Origin of the sequence: uncultured Serinicoccus sp., assembly GCF_947500995.1 — a bacterium.
GTDB lineage: Bacteria > Actinomycetota > Actinomycetes > Actinomycetales > Dermatophilaceae > Ornithinicoccus.
The window spans coordinates 16,187-32,833 of sequence record NZ_CANMUA010000006.1; the positions used below are offsets into that span (position 1 = coordinate 16,187).

Below are 16,647 nucleotides of genomic sequence, written 5' to 3' on the forward strand. Positions count from 1 at the left end.
GGTGGTCGTCATCGGCGGCGACCCTTCCTGTCGTCCTTCTCGTGACCCTTGAACGTGCGGGTCGGAGCGAACTCACCGAGCTTGTGGCCGACCATCGACTCGGTCACGAAGACCGGGACGTGCTTGCGGCCGTCGTGCACGGCCAGCGTGTGGCCGAGCATGTCGGGGGTGATCATCGACCGGCGGGACCAGGTCTTGATGACGTTCTTGGTTCCGGCCTCGTTCTGCGCGTCCACCTTCTTGGTGAGGTGGCCGTCGACGAACGGGCCCTTCTTCAGGCTGCGAGGCATACTTCGGACTGCTCCTAAACTCAGCGCTTCTTGCCGGTCCGGCGACGACGCACGATGAGCTTGTCGCTGGGCTTGTTGGGCTTGCGGGTACGACCCTCGGGCTGACCCCAGGGGCTCACCGGGTGACGGCCACCGGAGGTCCGGCCCTCACCGCCACCGTGCGGGTGGTCCACCGGGTTCATGACGACACCACGGACGGTCGGGCGCTTGCCCTTCCACCGCATCCGGCCGGCCTTGCCCCAGCTGATGTTGCTCTGCTCGGCGTTGCCGACCTCGCCGATGCTGGCGCGGCAGCGGGCGTCGACGTTGCGGATCTCCCCGGAGGGCATGCGCAGCTGCGCCATGCTGCCCTCCTTGGCGACCAGCTGGACGCGGGCCCCGGCCGAGCGGGCGATCTTGGCTCCCCCACCGGGCCGCAGCTCGATGGCGTGGATGACCGTGCCGACCGGGATGTTGCGCAGCGGCAGGTTGTTGCCGGGCTTGATGTCGGCGGACGGGCCGTTCTCGACCGTGTCCCCCTGCTTGAGCCGGTTCGGCGCGATGATGTAGCGCTTCTCGCCGTCGGTGTAGTGCAGCAGGGCGATGCGGGCGGTGCGGTTGGGGTCGTACTCGATGTGCGCGACCTTGGCGTTGACGCCGTCCTTGTCCGCACGACGGAAGTCGATCACCCGGTAGGCGCGCTTGTGCCCGCCACCGATGTGCCGCGTCGTGATGCGACCGGAGGCGTTGCGCCCACCGGTCTTGGACAGCGGCTTGACCAGCGACTTCTCGGGGGTCGTCCGGGTCACCTCGACGAAGTCGGCCACGCTCGAGCCGCGTCGGCCCGGCGTCGTCGGCTTGTACTTGCGAATAGCCATTCTCGAAAGTCCTCTAGCTTCTCGTCTCGTGCCCCGGCGCTCAGAGCGTGCCGAAGATGTCGATGGATCCCTCACGAAGCGTGACGATCGCACGCTTCGTGTCCTTGCGGCGGCCCATCCCGAACCTCGTGCGACGGGCCTTGCCCTGACGGTTCATCGTGTGGACCGAGGAGACCTTCACGTCGAAGATGGCCTCGACGGCCTTCTTGATCTCCGACTTGTTGGCGCGCGGGTCGACCAGGAAGGTGTACTTGCCCTGGTCCAGCAGCGCGTACGACTTCTCGGACACGACCGGCGACAGCAGGATGTCGCGGGGGTCCTTCTGGGTGCTGAAGGTGCTCATGCTCACTTGGTCTCCTCGGCAGTCGTGGTGCTCACGCCGGAGATGAAGGTGTCCAGGGCGGCCTGGGTGAAGACCACGTCGTCGGAGCACAGCACGTCGTAGGTGTTGAGCTGGTCGACGAACAGGACGTGCACGTCGGGCATGTTGCGCACGGAGCGCAGCCCGAGGTCGTCCGCGCGGTCCAGGACCACGAGGAAGTTCGGCCGGTCCGACAGGGCCTGCAGGACCGTGCGTGCGGTGCGGGTGGAGGGGGCCTCCCCCTCGACCAGCGCCGACAGCACGTGGATGCGGCCGTGGCGGGCGCGGTCCGACAGGGCACCGCGCAGGGCGGCGGCCTTCATCTTCTTGGGCGTCTTCTGGGCGTAGCTGCGCGGCTGCGGGCCGTGGACCGTGCCACCGCCGGCGAACTGCGGAGCGCGGGTCGAACCCTGGCGGGCGCGGCCGGTGCCCTTCTGGCGGTAGGGCTTGCGGCCACCGCCGCGGACCTCGCCGCGGGTCTTGGTGGCGTGCGTCCCCTGCCGGGCCGCGGCCAGCTGGGCCACGACGACCTGGTGGATCAGGGGCACGTTGGTCTGCACGTCGAAGAGCTCCGCGGGCAGGTCCACCGTGCCGGCGTCTCCACCGGCGGGCTTGGTGATGGTGATGGTGGTCATGTCAGGTTCACGCACCCTTCGCGGCCGTGCGCACGAGGACGACGCCGCCGCGGGGGCCGGGGACGGCACCCTTGATGAGCAGCAGGCCCTTGTCCGCGTCCACGGCGTGGACGGTCAGGTTCGAGGTGGTCTGGCGCTCGCCGCCCATCCGGCCGGCCATCCGCAGACCCTTGAAGACGCGGCCCGGGGTGGCGCAGCCACCGATGGAGCCCGGCTTGCGGTGGTTGCGGTGAGCACCGTGGGAGGCGCCGACGCCGGAGAAGCCGTGGCGCTTCATGACGCCCGCGAAGCCCTTGCCCTTCGTGGTGCCGGTGACGTCCACCTTCTGGCCACCCTCGAAGGTCTCGGCGGTGATCTCCTGGCCGAGCTCGTAGTCGCCGGCGTCCGCGGTGCGCAGCTCGGCGACGTGCCGGCGCGGGGTGACCCCGGCCTTGGCGAAGTGGCCCTTGAGCGGCTGGGTCACCTTGCGCGGGTCGATCGCCCCGAAGGCGATCTGGACCGCGTCGTAACCGTCGGTCTGCGCGGTGCGCACCTGGGTCACGACGGCGGGCCCGGCCTTGATGACCGTGACCGGCACGAGGCGGTTCTCGGCGTCCCAGACCTGGGTCATGCCGAGCTTCTCGCCGAGCACACCCTTGACGGTGCGCCTGGTGGTCGAGGCAGTGGTCGCAGTAGTCATCGTCGTCACACTCACAGCTTGATCTCGATGTTGACGTCCGCCGGGAGGTCGAGACGCATCAAGGAGTCGACCGCCTTGGGGGTGGGGTCGACGATGTCGATCAGCCGCTTGTGGGTTCGCATCTCGAAGTGCTCGCGGCTGTCCTTGTACTTGTGCGGCGACCGGATGACGCAGAAGACGTTCTTCTCCGTCGGGAGCGGCACCGGGCCGACCACCGTGGCGCCAGCACGGGTCACCGTGTCAACGATCTTGCGCGCCGAGCTGTCGATGACCTCGTGGTCGTACGACTTCAGCCGGATGCGGATCTTCTGTCCCGCCATCGCTTGTCTGACTCTCTCTCGTCGTCCGTCTGGAACATTCGTGGTCCGGTCCGACGGGCCTTCCACCGACCCCCGCGGTCGGGCGTGTCGCGCCTCCCGCGGACGTCACCCAGGGATCCTCAGATCGTTCTGGGCGGTGTCCGTGCCCGGCTCGGCCGGGGCTTGCGCTGCCGTCGCCCGCGCCCTGGGGGCGCGTGCCACACGGCCGGCGGCGCACACATGGGTGTACGACGCGCGTCAAGCAACCTGTCCAGTGTGCCATGCGTCGTCGGCATACCTCAAATCGGTGCCCCGAGGACGTCCTGAGGCCTCCCTCACATCGGTGCCCCGAGGACCTCCAGCAGGTCGGGCCGTGACCACGCCTCGCGGACGGCCGGGCTGGACCGCAGGTAGTCCACGACGGCCTCCTCGCTCATGCCGTGGCTCTCCCGCAGACCCTCGGCGATGGTGCGCAGGTAGGGTGCGGTCGGCGCGAGCGATCCCAGCGCGTCGACGTCGTCCGCCGTGAAGGTCAGCACCGGGAGGTCCTCGATGGTCCCCACGCGGTGGATGGTCTCGTAGCGCCCTGGTCCGGCGACGTCGTAGCCCTCGGCCAGCACCCGGGACAGGTCCAGCCTCCCCCGGGGCTCCCGGTGCATCTCCTGCGCCGCGACGTCCACGAACTGCTCCGCCGTCAGCAGGTAGGCCCGGGCCGCCACCCCGCGCGGGTCCTCGCCGGGGACGTAGAAGGCGATCCCCCCGCCCCACGTCACCGACTCCCACCCGAAGTGCAGCCGGCCGGGGAGGTGGACCGGACGGTCCCCCGTGGGTGGCTGCGGGTCGCGGGCCCCGGTCTGCGTCCGGCGGGCGCCCGTGGCGGTGCCCCCCTGCAGGTAGGTGAGGAAGCGGTGGCGGCTGAGGTTCGACCCGTACGCGGCATACCAGACCCTCATGCACCCAGCCTGCCACGCGCCCCCCGGCGCCCGGCGAGCCGCCCGTCCCGGACGCCAGGAGCCCCCGCCACCGAGAAACGGTGACGGGGGCTCCTGCTGCGGGACGAGCCCGGCTCAGGTCACTTGAGGATCTTGGTGACCCGGCCGGCGCCGACGGTGCGGCCGCCCTCGCGGATGTTGAACATCAGGCCCTCCTCCATGGCGATCGGCTGGATCAGCTCGACCTTCATGTCGGTGTTGTCGCCGGGCATGACCATCTCGGTGCCCTCGGGCAGGTGCACGACACCGGTGACGTCGGTCGTCCGGAAGTAGAACTGCGGACGGTAGTTGTCGTAGAACGGCGTGTGCCGGCCACCCTCGTCCTTGGACAGGATGTAGGCCTGCGCCTCGAACTCGGTGTGCGGGGTGATGGTGCCGGGCTTGACGATGACCTGGCCGCGCTCGACGTCCTCGCGCTTGGTACCGCGCAGGAGCAGGCCGACGTTCTCGCCCGCACGCCCCTCGTCGAGCAGCTTGCGGAACATCTCGATGCCGGTCACGGTCGTCTTGCTCGAGCCCGGGCGGATGCCGACGATCTCGATCTCCTCGTTGACCTTGAGGATGCCGCGCTCGATGCGGCCGGTGACGACGGTGCCACGACCGGTGATCGTGAAGACGTCCTCGACGGGCATCATGAACGGCTTGTCCAGGTCGCGCTCGGGCTCCGGGATGTACTCGTCCACGGTGTCCATGAGCTCGAGGACGGTGTTGGCCCACTCCTCGTCGCCCTCCAGCGCCTTGAGCGCGGAGACCTTCACGACGGGCAGGTCGTCACCGGGGAACTCGTAGGAGGACAGCAGCTCGCGGACCTCCATCTCGACGAGCTCCATGATCTCCTCGTCGTCCACCATGTCGGCCTTGTTGAGGGCCACGACGATGTAGGGGACGCCGACCTGGCGGGCCAGGAGGACGTGCTCCTTCGTCTGCGGCATGGGGCCGTCGGTGGCGGCGACCACGAGGATCGCACCGTCCATCTGGGCGGCGCCGGTGATCATGTTCTTGACGTAGTCGGCGTGACCCGGGCAGTCGACGTGCGCGTAGTGACGCTTCTCCGTCTGGTACTCGATGTGCGCGATCGAGATCGTGATGCCGCGCTGCTTCTCCTCGGGCGCCTTGTCGATGGAGTCGAAGGGCGACGCCTGGTTCAACTCCGGGTACTTGTCGTGCAGCACCTTGGAGATGGCAGCCGTGAGGGTGGTCTTGCCGTGGTCGATGTGACCGATGGTGCCGATGTTGACGTGCGGCTTGCTCCGCTCGAACTTGGCCTTCGCCACTGGGGTGTCCTCCTGTTGGACTCGGGATGTGCGATCGTCACCGGTGCTGGACCGGGGGCGACGTCTGGATGGGTGTTGCTCGGTCCATCACTCCGCGGACGGAGTGAACGGGCTCACTCGCCGCGGACCTTCTTGATGATCTCCTCGGCGACGTTCTTGGGAACCTCGGCGTAGGAGTCGAACTGCATCGTGTAGTTGGCACGACCCTGGGTCCGGGACCTGAGGTCACCAACGTACCCGAACATCTCGGACAGCGGGACCACGGCCTTGACGACCTTGGCACCGGAGATGTCCTCCATGGACTGGATCTGCCCACGGCGGGAGTTGAGGTCGCCGATGACGTCCCCCATGTAGTCCTCCGGGGTCCGGACCTCGACGGCCATCATGGGCTCGAGCAGCACCGGGTTGGCGCGGCGGGCGGCCTCCTTGAAGGCCATCGAGCCGGCGATCTTGAACGCCATCTCCGAGGAGTCGACGTCGTGGTAGGCGCCGTCCAGCAGGGTGGCCTTGATGCCCACGACCGGGTAGCCGGCCTGGATGCCGACCTGCATCGCGTCCTGGATGCCCTGGTCCACCGAGGGGATGTACTCCTTGGGGACCCGGCCGCCGGTGACCGAGTTCGAGAACTCGTAGAGCTCGCCCTCGGCGGTGTCCATCGGCTCGAAGGTCAGCTGCACCTTGGCGAACTGGCCCGACCCACCCGTCTGCTTCTTGTGGGTGTAGTCGTACTTCTCCACGGCCTTCTTGATGGTCTCGCGGTAGGCGACCTGGGGGGCGCCGACGTTGGCCTCGACCTTGAACTCGCGCTTCATGCGGTCCACGAAGACGTCCAGGTGCAGCTCGCCCATCCCGCCGATGACGGTCTGACCGGTCTCCTCGTCCAGCCGGACGGTGAAGGTCGGGTCCTCCTGGACCAGCTTCTGGATCGCGGTGGACAGCTTCTCCTGGTCGCCCTTGGTCTTGGGCTCGATGGCCACGTGGATGACTGGCTCCGGGAAGCTCATCGACTCCAGCACGATGTGCTGGCTCATGTCGGAGAGCGTGTCACCCGTCGTCGTGTCCTTGAGGCCGATCATCGCGTAGATGTGGCCGGCCGAGGCCGAGCCCACCGGGTTCTCCTTGTTGGAGTGCATCTGGAACAGCTTGCCGATGCGCTCCTTCTTGCCCTTGGTCGCGTTGTAGACGGGCTGACCGGCGTCGATCTTGCCCGAGTAGACGCGCACGTAGGTCAGGGTCCCGAAGAACGGGTGGGTGGCGACCTTGAAGGCCAGGCCGGAGAACGGCTCGCTGGAGTCCGGGCGGCGGGTCAGCTCGACCGTCTCGTCGTTGGGGTCGTGGCCGATCATCGGCGGGACGTCCAGCGGCGAGGGCAGGTAGGAGATGACCGCGTCCAGCATCGGCTGCACGCCCTTGTTCTTGAAGGCCGAACCGCACAGGACGGGGTAGGCCTGAGAGGTGACGGTCATGGCACGGATGCCCGCGACCAGCTCCTCCTCGGTCAGCTCACCCTCCTCGAGGTAGCGCTCCATCAGCTCGTCGGTCGCCTCGGCGACCTGCTCGACCAGCTTCTCCCGGTACTCCTCGGCCTGGGCCTGCAGGTCCTCGGGGATCTCCTCGACGGCGTAGTCCTCGCCCTTCTCGACCTCGCCGCGCCAGGTGAGGGCGCGCATCTTGATGAGGTCGATGACACCGATGAAGTCGCTCTCGGCACCGATGGGCAGCTGCACGACCAGCGGGGTCGCGCCGAGGCGGTCCTTGATGGTCTGCACGGTGAAGTAGAAGTCGGCACCGAGCTTGTCCATCTTGTTGACGAAGCAGACGCGCGGGACGTCGTACTTGTCGGCCTGGCGCCACACGGTCTCGGACTGCGGCTCGACACCCTCCTTGCCGTCGAACACCGCGACCGCGCCGTCGAGGACGCGCAGGGAGCGCTCCACCTCGACGGTGAAGTCGACGTGCCCCGGGGTGTCGATGATGTTGATCTGGGTGTCCTTCCAGAAGCAGGTCGTCGCGGCCGACGTGATCGTGATGCCGCGCTCCTGCTCCTGCTCCATCCAGTCCATCGTCGACGCGCCGTCGTGCGTCTCACCGATCTTGTAGTTGATGCCGGTGTAGAACAGGATCCGCTCGGTGGTCGTCGTCTTGCCGGCATCGATGTGAGCCATGATGCCGATGTTGCGGACCTTGTTGAGGTCCGTGAGGACGTCGAGTGCCACAGTCTCTCTTCTCTGGTTGTCTCTCGTGGTCAGTGCGATGCGGGTGCGCGGTCGGGGCGGGGGGCGCGGCTGGCGCGCCTGCCCTGCCCCGACCCGCAGGTCACCAGCGGTAGTGGGCGAACGCCTTGTTGGCGTCGGCCATCTTGTGGGTGTCCTCGCGACGCTTCACCGCGGCGCCCAGGCCGTTGCTCGCGTCGAGGATCTCGTTCATGAGGCGCTCGGTCATGGTCTTCTCCCGGCGCTGCCGCGAGTAGCCCACGAGCCAGCGGAGGGCCAGCGTGGTGCTGCGGCCGGGCTTGACCTCGATCGGCACCTGGTAGGTGGCGCCACCGACGCGGCGGGACTTGACCTCCAGGGCCGGCTTGACGTTGTCCAGCGCGCGCTTGAGCGTCTGCACGGGGTCGGTGCCGGTCTTGGCGCGGCAGCCCTCGAGGGCGCCGTAGACGATGCGCTCGGCGGTCGCCTTCTTGCCGTCCAGCAGGATCTTGTTGACCAGCTGAGTCACCAGGGTCGAGCCGTAGACCGGGTCGTTGATGAGGGGACGCTTGGGAGCAGGGCCCTTACGAGGCATTACTTCTTCTCCTTCTTCGCGCCGTAGCGGGACCGGGCCTGGTTGCGGCCCCGGACGCCCTGGGTGTCCAGGGACCCGCGGATGATCTTGTAGCGGACACCGGGGAGGTCCTTCACCCGGCCGCCGCGGACGAGCACGATCGAGTGCTCCTGGAGGTTGTGGCCGACCCCGGGGATGTAGGCCGTGACCTCGACGCCGCTGGTGAGGCGCACGCGGGCGACCTTTCGCAGGGCGGAGTTCGGCTTCTTGGGGGTGGTGGTGTAGACACGGGTGCAGACGCCGCGGCGCTGCGGGTTGCCCTTGAGGGCCGGGGAGTTGGTCTTCTTGACCTTGTCCTGCCGGCCCTTGCGGACAAGCTGGTTGATCGTAGGCACTGATGCTCCGTCAGTCGTGGATGGTCTTCGCTGGCCGCACGGGGGTGCGTGCGGGTCACGCTCCTTGGGTTGCGCCGTCCCTCGACCCCCGCACCCGGGTGTGTCGGAACCGCTGCTCTCCCCTGCACTTCCCGTCCGGACCACCGTGCGGCGTGGGTGCCGCGCGCGACCCGGGCGGACTGCCCGGCGAGAGGTGGGTGCGGGCGCTGAGGCCCGCGTGCGCGCAGGACCTAGCCCGCACACAGTTCTCCAGGATACCGGGAGCGACGGCGCAGGGACAAATCCGTCACCCGGTGCACGCGCCAGGGGCGGGTATGCCGTGAGTCACGGCATACCCGCCCCTGGCGGTGTGCGAGGTCGGGCCTGCGCTCAGTAGCGCGGCTCGTCCATGGGGACGTCGTCGAGGCGGACGGCCTCGCCGCTGCCCTGGCCGAACGTGCCGGCGTAGTCGAAGTCCTCGTAGTCCGGCACGGCGTAGGCCGCGGCCTTGGCCTCCTCGGTGGGCTCCACCGTGAGGTTGCGGTACCGCGTCAGGCCGGTCCCCGCGGGGATCAGCTTGCCCAGGATGACGTTCTCCTTCAGGCCCAGCAGCGGGTCGCTCTTGGCCTCCATCGCGGCCTCGGTGAGGACGCGGGTGGTCTCCTGGAAGGAGGCCGCGGAGAGCCAGGAGTCGGTCGCCAGCGAGGCCTTGGTGATGCCCATGAGCTCGGGACGGCCGGAGGCCGGTCGCCCGCCCTCGGACACGACCCGACGGTTCTCGGTCTCGAAGCGGCCCCGCTCGGAGAGGGTGCCGGGCAGCAGCTCGGTGTCACCCGCCTCGATGATCGTGACGCGCCGCAGCATCTGCCGGACGATGACCTCGATGTGCTTGTCGTGGATCGACACACCCTGCTGGCGGTACACGCCCTGGACCTGGTCGACCAGGTGCTGCTGGGTGGCCCGCGGGCCGAGGATGCGCAGCACCTGCTTGGGGTCGATCGCACCGACCACGAGCTGGGTGCCGACCTCGACGTGGTCGCCGTCGGCGACCAGCAGGCGGGCCCGCTTGCTCACCGGGTAGGCGTGCTCGTCGCTGCCGTCGTCCGGGGTGAGGAGCAGCCGGCGCGACTTGTCCGTGTCCTCGACCTCGATCCGGCCGGTCGCCTCGGCGATCGGGGCGACCGCCTTGGGCGTGCGCGCCTCGAACAGCTCGACGACACGCGGCAGACCCTGCGTGATGTCGTCACCGGCCACACCACCGGTGTGGAAGGTGCGCATCGTCAGCTGGGTGCCGGGCTCACCGATGGACTGGGCGGCGATGATGCCGACGGCCTCGCCGATGTCCACCAGCTTGCCGGTCGCGAGGCTGCGTCCGTAGCACTTGGCGCAGGTGCCCACCAGCGACTCGCAGGTCAGGACCGATCGGACCTTGACCTCCTCGACGCCGGCGTTCACCAGGGTGTCGATGACGACGTCACCCAGGTCGATGCCCGCCTGGGCGAGCACCTGGCCGTCGACCTCCACGTCCGCGGCGAGGGTCCGCGCGTAGACCGCGGTCTCGACGTCGTCGTGCTCGCGCAGCGCGCCCTCGGCGCCGGCCTGCGCGATCGGCATCACGAAGCCACGGTCGGTGCCGCAGTCGTTCTCCCGGATGATGACGTCCTGGCTCACGTCGACCAGCCGCCGGGTGAGGTAGCCCGAGTCGGCGGTCCGCAGCGCGGTGTCCGCCAGGCCCTTGCGGGCACCGTGCGTGGAGATGAAGAACTCCAGCACGGACAGGCCCTCGCGGAAGTTGGACTTGATCGGACGCGGGATGATCTCGCCCTTGGGGTTGGCCATGAGGCCACGCATCCCGGCGATCTGCCGCAGCTGGAACCAGTTGCCTCGGGCGCCCGAGGTCACCATCCGGTAGATGGTGTTGTCCTTGGGCATCGAGGTCTCCAGCTCCTTGGCGACCTCGTTGGTGGCCTGGGTCCAGATCTCGATGAGCTCCTGGCGACGCTCGTCGTCGGTGATGAGACCGCGCTCGTACTGCAGCTGCACCTTGGCGGCCTTGGCCTCGTAGGAGGACAGGATCTCGGTCTTGCGCTCCGGCGTCTGCACGTCGGAGACCGCGACCGTGGTGCCCGAGCGGGTGGCCCAGTGGTAGCCGGCGTCCTTGAGCGAGTCCAGGCTCGCGGCGACCTGCACCTTGGTGTAGCGCTCGGCCAGGTCGTTGACGATCCCGGAGAGCCGCTTCTTGTCCACCACCTCGTCGACGTAGGCGTAGTTGGGCGGCAGGGCGTCGTTGAACAGCGCCCGGCCCAGCGTGGTCTCCATGACGAAGGTGTCGACGACACCGTCCTCGGTGACCTGGGCGCCCTCGGCCGGCGCGAAGCCCTCCGGCGGCGCGGTCTGGTTGAGCCGCAGCCGGATGGCCGTGCCCAGCTCGATCTGGCCGGCGTCGAAGGCCATACGGGCCTCCGCGACCGAGCCGAAGCTGCGCAGGTGCTGGTTGCCGTCCTCGTCCACCAGGTAGGCCGACCCCGCCTCTCCCCGGGTGCTCTCCGAGGTGAGGTGGAACAGGCCGATGATCATGTCCTGGGTGGGCATGGTCACCGGGCGGCCGTCGGCCGGCTTGAGGATGTTGTTGGAGCTCAGCATGAGGATCCGGGCCTCGGCCTGGGCCTCCGCCGACAGCGGCACGTGGACCGCCATCTGGTCACCGTCGAAGTCGGCGTTGAAGGCGGTGCAGACCAGCGGGTGAATCTGGATCGCCTTGCCCTCGACCAGCTGCGGCTCGAAGGCCTGGATGCCCAGCCGGTGCAGGGTGGGCGCGCGGTTCAGCAGCACGGGGTGGTCGGTGATGACCTCCTCGAGCACGTCCCAGACGACGCTGCGGCCCCGCTCGACCATGCGCTTGGCCGACTTGATGTTCTGCGCGTGGTCCAGGTCGACCAGCCGCTTCATGACGAACGGCTTGAACAGCTCCAGCGCCATCTGCTTGGGCAGACCGCACTGGTGCAGCCGCAGCTGCGGGCCGACGACGATGACCGAGCGTCCGGAGTAGTCGACGCGCTTGCCCAGCAGGTTCTGGCGGAACCGCCCCTGCTTGCCCTTGAGCATGTCGGACAGCGACTTCAGCGGCCGGTTGCCCGGGCCGGTGACGGCGCGCCCACGGCGGCCGTTGTCGAAGAGGCTGTCGACGGCCTCCTGCAGCATGCGCTTCTCGTTGTTGACGATGATCTCCGGCGCGCCCAGGTCCAGCAGCCGCTTGAGGCGGTTGTTGCGGTTGATGACGCGTCGGTAGAGGTCGTTGAGGTCGGAGGTCGCGAAGCGGCCACCGTCCAGCTGGACCATGGGGCGCAGGTCCGGCGGGATGACCGGGACGCAGTCCAGCACCATGCCGGCCGGCTCGTTCTTGGTCTGCAGGAAGCTGGTGACGACCTTGAGCCGCTTGATGGCCCGGGTCTTGCGCTGGCCCTTGCCGGTGGCGATGGTCTCGCGCAGCGACTGGGCCTCGGCGTCCAGGTCGAAGCTCTCCAGCCGCTTCTGCAGCGCGGCCGCACCCATGCCTCCCTCGAAGTACATGCCGAAGCGGTCACGCATCTCGCGGTAGAGGATCTCGTCGCCCTCGAGGTCCTGGACCTTGAGGTTCTTGAAGCGGTCCCAGACCTGCTCCAGGCGCTCGACCTGGGCGTCGGCGCGCCGACGGATCTGGTTCATCTCCCGCTCGGCACCGTCCTTGACCTTGCGCTTGGCGTCGGACTTGGCGCCCTCGGCCTCGAGCTCGGCGAGGTCGGACTCCAGCTTCTTGGCGCGCTCCTCGACGTCGGAGTCGCGACGGTTCTCCATCGCCTTCTTCTCGGTCTGGATCTGCGCCTCGAGGCTGGGCAGGTCCTGGTGGCGCCCCTCCTCGTCGACCGTGGTGATCATGTAGGCGGCGAAGTAGATGACCTTCTCGAGGTCCTTCGGAGCCAGGTCCAGCAGGTAGCCGAGCCGGCTCGGGACACCCTTGAAGTACCAGATGTGGGTGACCGGGGCGGCGAGCTCGATGTGGCCCATCCGCTCGCGACGGACGCCCGCGCGGGTCACCTCGACGCCGCAGCGCTCACAGATGATGCCCTTGAAGCGGACCCGCTTGTACTTGCCGCAGTAGCACTCCCAGTCCCGGGTCGGGCCGAAGATCTTCTCGCAGAAGAGGCCGTCCTTCTCGGGCTTGAGGGTGCGGTAGTTGATGGTCTCGGGCTTCTTGACCTCGCCGTGGCTCCAGGTCCTGATGTCCTCGGCCGTCGCCAGGCCGATGCGCAACTCGTCGAAGAAGTTGACGTCGAGCACGTGATTCCTTCTCTCGTGATCTCGTAGAAAGAGCGTTAGATCTAGCTATGCGGTGGAGGGTGCCCGCACCGGCCGGCCGCGCGGGGGCGGCGGCCGGTGCGGCATACCTCAGACTTCCTCGACCGAGCTGGGCTCGCGGCGGCTCAGGTCGATCCCGAGCTCCTCGGCGGCCCGGAACACCTCGGTGTCCGACTCGCGCAGGTCGATCTGGCTGCCGTCGGAGGACAGGACCTCGACGTTCAGGCACAGCGACTGCATCTCCTTGATGAGCACCTTGAAGGACTCGGGGATGCCGGGCTCGGGGACGTTGTCGCCCTTGACGATGGACTCGTAGACCTTGACCCGGCCGGTGACGTCGTCGGACTTGATGGTCAGGAGCTCCTGCAGGGCGTAGGCGGCGCCGTACGCCTCGAGCGCCCACACCTCCATCTCGCCGAAGCGCTGGCCACCGAACTGGGCCTTACCACCGAGCGGCTGCTGGGTGATCATCGAGTACGGCCCCGTGCTGCGCGCGTGGATCTTGTCGTCCACGAGGTGGTGCAGCTTGAGGATGTACATGTAGCCGACCGAGATCTCCTCCGGGAAGGGCTCGCCCGAGCGACCGTCGAACAGCTTGGTCTTGCCGCTGTTGTCGATGAGGCGCTTCCCGTCGCGGGTCGGCGTCGTCGAGTCCAGCAGGCCGGCGATCTCCTGCTCGCGGGCGCCGTCGAAGACGGGGCTCGCGACGCGGGTCCGGGGCGGCGCGGTGCGGGCGTCCTCGGGGATGAGCTCGGCCCACTCCGGCTGCCCGGCGATCTCCCAGCCCTGCGCCGCGGCCCAGCCGAGGTGCAGCTCCAGGATCTGGCCGATGTTCATCCGGCCCGGCACGCCCAGCGGGTTGAGCACGACGTCGACCGGCGTGCCGTCCTCGAGGAACGGCATGTCCTCGACCGGGAGGATCTTGGAGATGACGCCCTTGTTGCCGTGCCGGCCGGCGAGCTTGTCGCCGTCGGTGATCTTGCGCTTGTTGGCGACGTAGACGCGGACCAGCTGGTTGACGCCCGGAGGCAGCTCGTCGCCCTCCTCGCGGTCGAAGACCTTGACACCGATGACCGTGCCGGTCTCGCCGTGCGGCACCTTCATCGAGGTGTCGCGGACCTCACGGGCCTTCTCGCCGAAGATCGCGCGCAGCAGGCGCTCCTCCGGGGTCAGCTCGGTCTCACCCTTGGGCGTGACCTTGCCGACGAGCAGGTCGCCGTCGCGGACCTCGGCGCCGATGCGGATGATGCCGCGCTCGTCGAGGTCGGCCAGGACGTCGTCGGAGACGTTCGGGATGTCCCGGGTGATCTCCTCCGGCCCCAGCTTGGTGTCGCGGGCGTCGATCTCGTGCTCCTCGATGTGGATCGAGGAGAGCACGTCGTCCTGGACCAGACGCTGGGAGAGGATGATCGCGTCCTCGTAGTTGTAGCCCTCCCACGGCATGAACGCCACGAGCAGGTTGCGGCCCAGCGCCATCTCGCCGCCGTCGGTCGCCGGACCGTCGGCCAGCAGCTGCCCCGCCTCCACGTGGTCGCCCACGTCGACCCGGACCTGCTGGTTGTAGCAGTTGCCCTGGTTGGAGCGGGTGAACTTGTTGATCTTGTAGGACTGGTAGGTCCCGTCGTCGTTGGCGACGGTCACCAGGTCGGCCGAGACCTCCTGGACCGCGCCCGCCTTGGCGGCGCGCACGACGTCACCGGAGTCCAGCGCGGCTCGGTGCTCCATCCCGGTGCCCACCAGCGGGGCCTCGGCGCGCACCAGCGGCACCGCCTGACGCTGCATGTTGGCACCCATGAGCGCACGGTTGGCGTCGTCGTGCTCGAGGAACGGGATCATCGCGGTCGCCGCGGACACCATCTGGCGCGCCGAGACGTCCATGTAGTCCACGTCGGAGGCGGGCACGTCGACGGCCTCGCCCTCACGGGCCCGGACCAGGACGCGCTCGTCGAGGAAGGTGCCGTCGTCGTCCAGCTTGGCGTTGGCCTGGGCGATGACGAACCGGTCCTCCTCGCCGGCCGACAGGTAGTCGACGACGTCGCTGACCTTGCCGTCCTTGACCCGCCGGTACGGCGTCTCGACGAAGCCGAACGGATTGATCCGCCCGTAGGAGGCCAGCGAGCCGATGAGGCCGATGTTGGGTCCCTCGGGGGTCTCGATCGGGCACATGCGGCCGTAGTGGCTGGGGTGCACGTCGCGCACCTCCATGCCGGCCCGGTCACGGGACAGACCACCCGGGCCCAGCGCGGACAGACGACGCTTGTGCGTCAGCCCGGAGAGCGGGTTGTTCTGGTCCATGAACTGGGACAGCTGGCTGGTGCCGAAGAACTCCTTGATGGAGGCGACGACCGGCCGGATGTTGATGAGCGTCTGCGGCGTGATCGCCTCGACGTCCTGGGTGGTCATCCGCTCGCGGACGACCCGCTCCATCCGGGACAGGCCGGTGCGCACCTGGTTCTGGATGAGCTCGCCCACGCTGCGCAGACGGCGGTTGCCGAAGTGGTCGATGTCGTCGACCTCGGCCGGGACCTCGCCGCTCGGGCTGCTGACGGCCTGCTCGCCGGCGTGCAGGGCCACGAGGTACTTGATCGTCGCGACGATGTCGTCGGTGCCGAGCACGGACTCCCCGAGCGGCGCCTGCAGCCCCAGCTTCTTGTTGACCTTGTAGCGGCCGACCTTCGCGAGGTCGTAGCGCTTGGGGTTGAAGTAGAGGTTGTTGAGCAGCGTCTCGGCCGCGTCACGCGTCGGGGGCTCGCCCGGGCGCAGCTTGCGGTAGATGTCCAGGAGTGCCTCGTCCTGGTCGGTGGTGTGGTCCTTCTCCAGGGTGAGCCGGATCGACTCGTAGTCGCCGAACTCCTCGAGGATCTGGTCCGTGGTCCAGCCGAGCGCCTTGAGCAGGACGGTGACGCTCTGCTTGCGCTTGCGGTCCACCCGCACGCCGACCTGGTCGCGCTTGTCGATCTCGAACTCCAGCCAGGCGCCCCGGCTGGGGATGACCTTGGCGGAGTAGATGTCCTTGTCCGAGGTCTTGTCGAGGCTTCGCTCGAAGTAGACGCCCGGGCTGCGGACCAGCTGGGAGACGACGACGCGCTCGGTGCCGTTGACGATGAAGGTGCCGCGCGGCGTCATGAGCGGGAAGTCGCCCATGAAGACGGTCTGGCTCTTGATCTCGCCGGTCGAGTTGTTGATGAACTCCGCCGTGACGAACAGGGGGGCGGAGTAGGTCATGTCCTTCTCCTGGCACTCCTCGACGGAGTACTTCTGCTCCTCGAACCGGTGGTCGCGGAAGCTCAGCGACATGGAGCCGGAGAAGTCCTCGATCGGGGAGATCTCCTCGAAGATCTCCTCCAGACCGGAGGTGGTGGGGATGTCGTCGCGCCCCTCGGCCTGAGCAGAGGCGACCCGCGCCTGCCAGGCCTCGTTGCCGAGGAGCCAGTCGAAGCTCTCGGTCTGGAGCGCCAGGAGATCCGGAACCTCGAGGGGCTCCCGGATCTTGGCGAAGCTCAGTCGTCCGGAGGGCGTCTGAGCGGTGGACACAGTCTTCTTCGCAGTGCGCGAGGCAGCCAAGGATGGTCCTTCCACGGGCCTAAATGTGTGCGGCGGTCAGGCGACGCCCGGCCTGTTCTCGGATGCAGCGCGAAGCGATGGTGTCCAGCGCCTCGGCGGACCGGCCGGGGCGCGCACCGATCTCTTCAGCGGGATCGAGGGCAGGTGAAGGGCAGCGCAAAGAATCATCCTACACGCCGCATGGCCCGACGTCCAACCCTGGACGACGGGGACGGCCGCGA

General features: G+C 68.4%; 13 protein-coding genes. All 13 read right to left on the bottom strand.

Annotated elements, in window-relative coordinates; translation table 11 throughout:
- Positions 1–8: 8 nt before the first annotated feature.
- The 13 genes from rpsS to rpoB all read right to left on the bottom strand — a co-directional run bounded on the left by rpsS (position 9) and on the right by rpoB (position 16,426).
- Positions 9–290 (bottom strand): 30S ribosomal protein S19, encoded by a 282-nt coding sequence (rpsS, locus tag Q0967_RS10105; RefSeq protein ID WP_022925296.1) that lies wholly within the window; start codon positions 288–290, stop codon positions 9–11.
- Between the two features lie 20 nt (positions 291–310).
- Positions 311–1,147: a 50S ribosomal protein L2 gene (gene rplB, locus Q0967_RS10110; protein ID WP_058890633.1), complete on the bottom strand. Its 837-nt coding sequence runs from the start codon at positions 1,145–1,147 to the stop codon at positions 311–313.
- 40 nt (positions 1,148–1,187) lie between these two features.
- Positions 1,188–1,490: a 50S ribosomal protein L23 gene (gene rplW, locus Q0967_RS10115; RefSeq protein ID WP_058890632.1), complete on the bottom strand. Its 303-nt coding sequence runs from the start codon at positions 1,488–1,490 to the stop codon at positions 1,188–1,190.
- 2 nt (positions 1,491–1,492) lie between these two features.
- A complete protein-coding gene (rplD, locus tag Q0967_RS10120) occupies positions 1,493–2,143 on the bottom strand; it encodes a 50S ribosomal protein L4 (protein WP_298751744.1) in 651 nt (216 codons plus the stop codon).
- A 7-nt stretch (positions 2,144–2,150) separates the two neighbouring features.
- Complete coding sequence (gene rplC, locus Q0967_RS10125; protein ID WP_298751741.1) at positions 2,151–2,822, bottom strand: 50S ribosomal protein L3; 672 nt, start codon at positions 2,820–2,822, stop codon at positions 2,151–2,153.
- An 11-nt stretch (positions 2,823–2,833) separates the two neighbouring features.
- Positions 2,834–3,142 (bottom strand): 30S ribosomal protein S10, encoded by a 309-nt coding sequence (gene rpsJ, locus Q0967_RS10130; RefSeq protein ID WP_006946210.1) that lies wholly within the window; start codon positions 3,140–3,142, stop codon positions 2,834–2,836.
- Positions 3,143–3,456: 314 nt separating this feature from the next.
- Positions 3,457–4,074: a histone deacetylase gene (locus tag Q0967_RS10135; protein WP_298751687.1), complete on the bottom strand. Its 618-nt coding sequence runs from the start codon at positions 4,072–4,074 to the stop codon at positions 3,457–3,459.
- 119 nt (positions 4,075–4,193) lie between these two features.
- Positions 4,194–5,387 carry an elongation factor Tu gene (gene tuf / locus Q0967_RS10140; RefSeq protein WP_130014039.1) on the bottom strand — a complete coding sequence of 398 codons (1,194 nt, stop codon included), beginning with the start codon at positions 5,385–5,387 and terminating at the stop codon, positions 4,194–4,196.
- 113 nt (positions 5,388–5,500) lie between these two features.
- On the bottom strand, positions 5,501–7,603 hold the full coding sequence (gene fusA, locus Q0967_RS10145) for an elongation factor G (protein ID WP_298751680.1): 2,103 nt from the start codon (positions 7,601–7,603) through the stop codon (positions 5,501–5,503).
- 100 nt (positions 7,604–7,703) lie between these two features.
- The gene (gene rpsG / locus Q0967_RS10150) at positions 7,704–8,174 is read right to left on the bottom strand and encodes a 30S ribosomal protein S7 (protein ID WP_058890627.1); all 471 of its coding nucleotides are present in this window, start codon (positions 8,172–8,174) and stop codon (positions 7,704–7,706) included.
- Positions 8,174–8,548 carry a 30S ribosomal protein S12 gene (gene rpsL / locus Q0967_RS10155; RefSeq protein WP_022925287.1) on the bottom strand — a complete coding sequence of 125 codons (375 nt, stop codon included), beginning with the start codon at positions 8,546–8,548 and terminating at the stop codon, positions 8,174–8,176. Before rpsL ends, rpsG begins: the two co-directional genes overlap by 1 nt.
- Positions 8,549–8,917: 369 nt before the next feature.
- Positions 8,918–12,844, bottom strand: coding sequence for a DNA-directed RNA polymerase subunit beta' (locus Q0967_RS10160; RefSeq protein WP_298751671.1), 3,927 nt, complete (start codon positions 12,842–12,844; stop codon positions 8,918–8,920).
- A 108-nt stretch (positions 12,845–12,952) separates the two neighbouring features.
- On the bottom strand, positions 12,953–16,426 hold the full coding sequence (gene rpoB, locus Q0967_RS10165) for a DNA-directed RNA polymerase subunit beta (RefSeq protein ID WP_298751669.1): 3,474 nt from the start codon (positions 16,424–16,426) through the stop codon (positions 12,953–12,955).
- Between the last annotated feature and the right edge of the window lie 221 nt (positions 16,427–16,647).

Coding starts and splice junctions, on each gene's coding strand:
- rpsS (WP_022925296.1), bottom strand. CDS start 290: ATGCCTCGCAGCCTGAAGAAGGGCCCGTTCGTCGACGGCCACCTCACC.
- Q0967_RS10135 (WP_298751687.1), bottom strand. CDS start 4,074: ATGAGGGTCTGGTATGCCGCGTACGGGTCGAACCTCAGCCGCCACCGC.
- rplD (WP_298751744.1), bottom strand. CDS start 2,143: ATGACCACCATCACCATCACCAAGCCCGCCGGTGGAGACGCCGGCACG.
- rplW (WP_058890632.1), bottom strand. CDS start 1,490: ATGAGCACCTTCAGCACCCAGAAGGACCCCCGCGACATCCTGCTGTCG.
- rpsG (WP_058890627.1), bottom strand. CDS start 8,174: ATGCCTCGTAAGGGCCCTGCTCCCAAGCGTCCCCTCATCAACGACCCG.
- rplB (WP_058890633.1), bottom strand. CDS start 1,147: ATGGCTATTCGCAAGTACAAGCCGACGACGCCGGGCCGACGCGGCTCG.
- rplC (WP_298751741.1), bottom strand. CDS start 2,822: ATGACTACTGCGACCACTGCCTCGACCACCAGGCGCACCGTCAAGGGT.
- rpsJ (WP_006946210.1), bottom strand. CDS start 3,142: ATGGCGGGACAGAAGATCCGCATCCGGCTGAAGTCGTACGACCACGAG.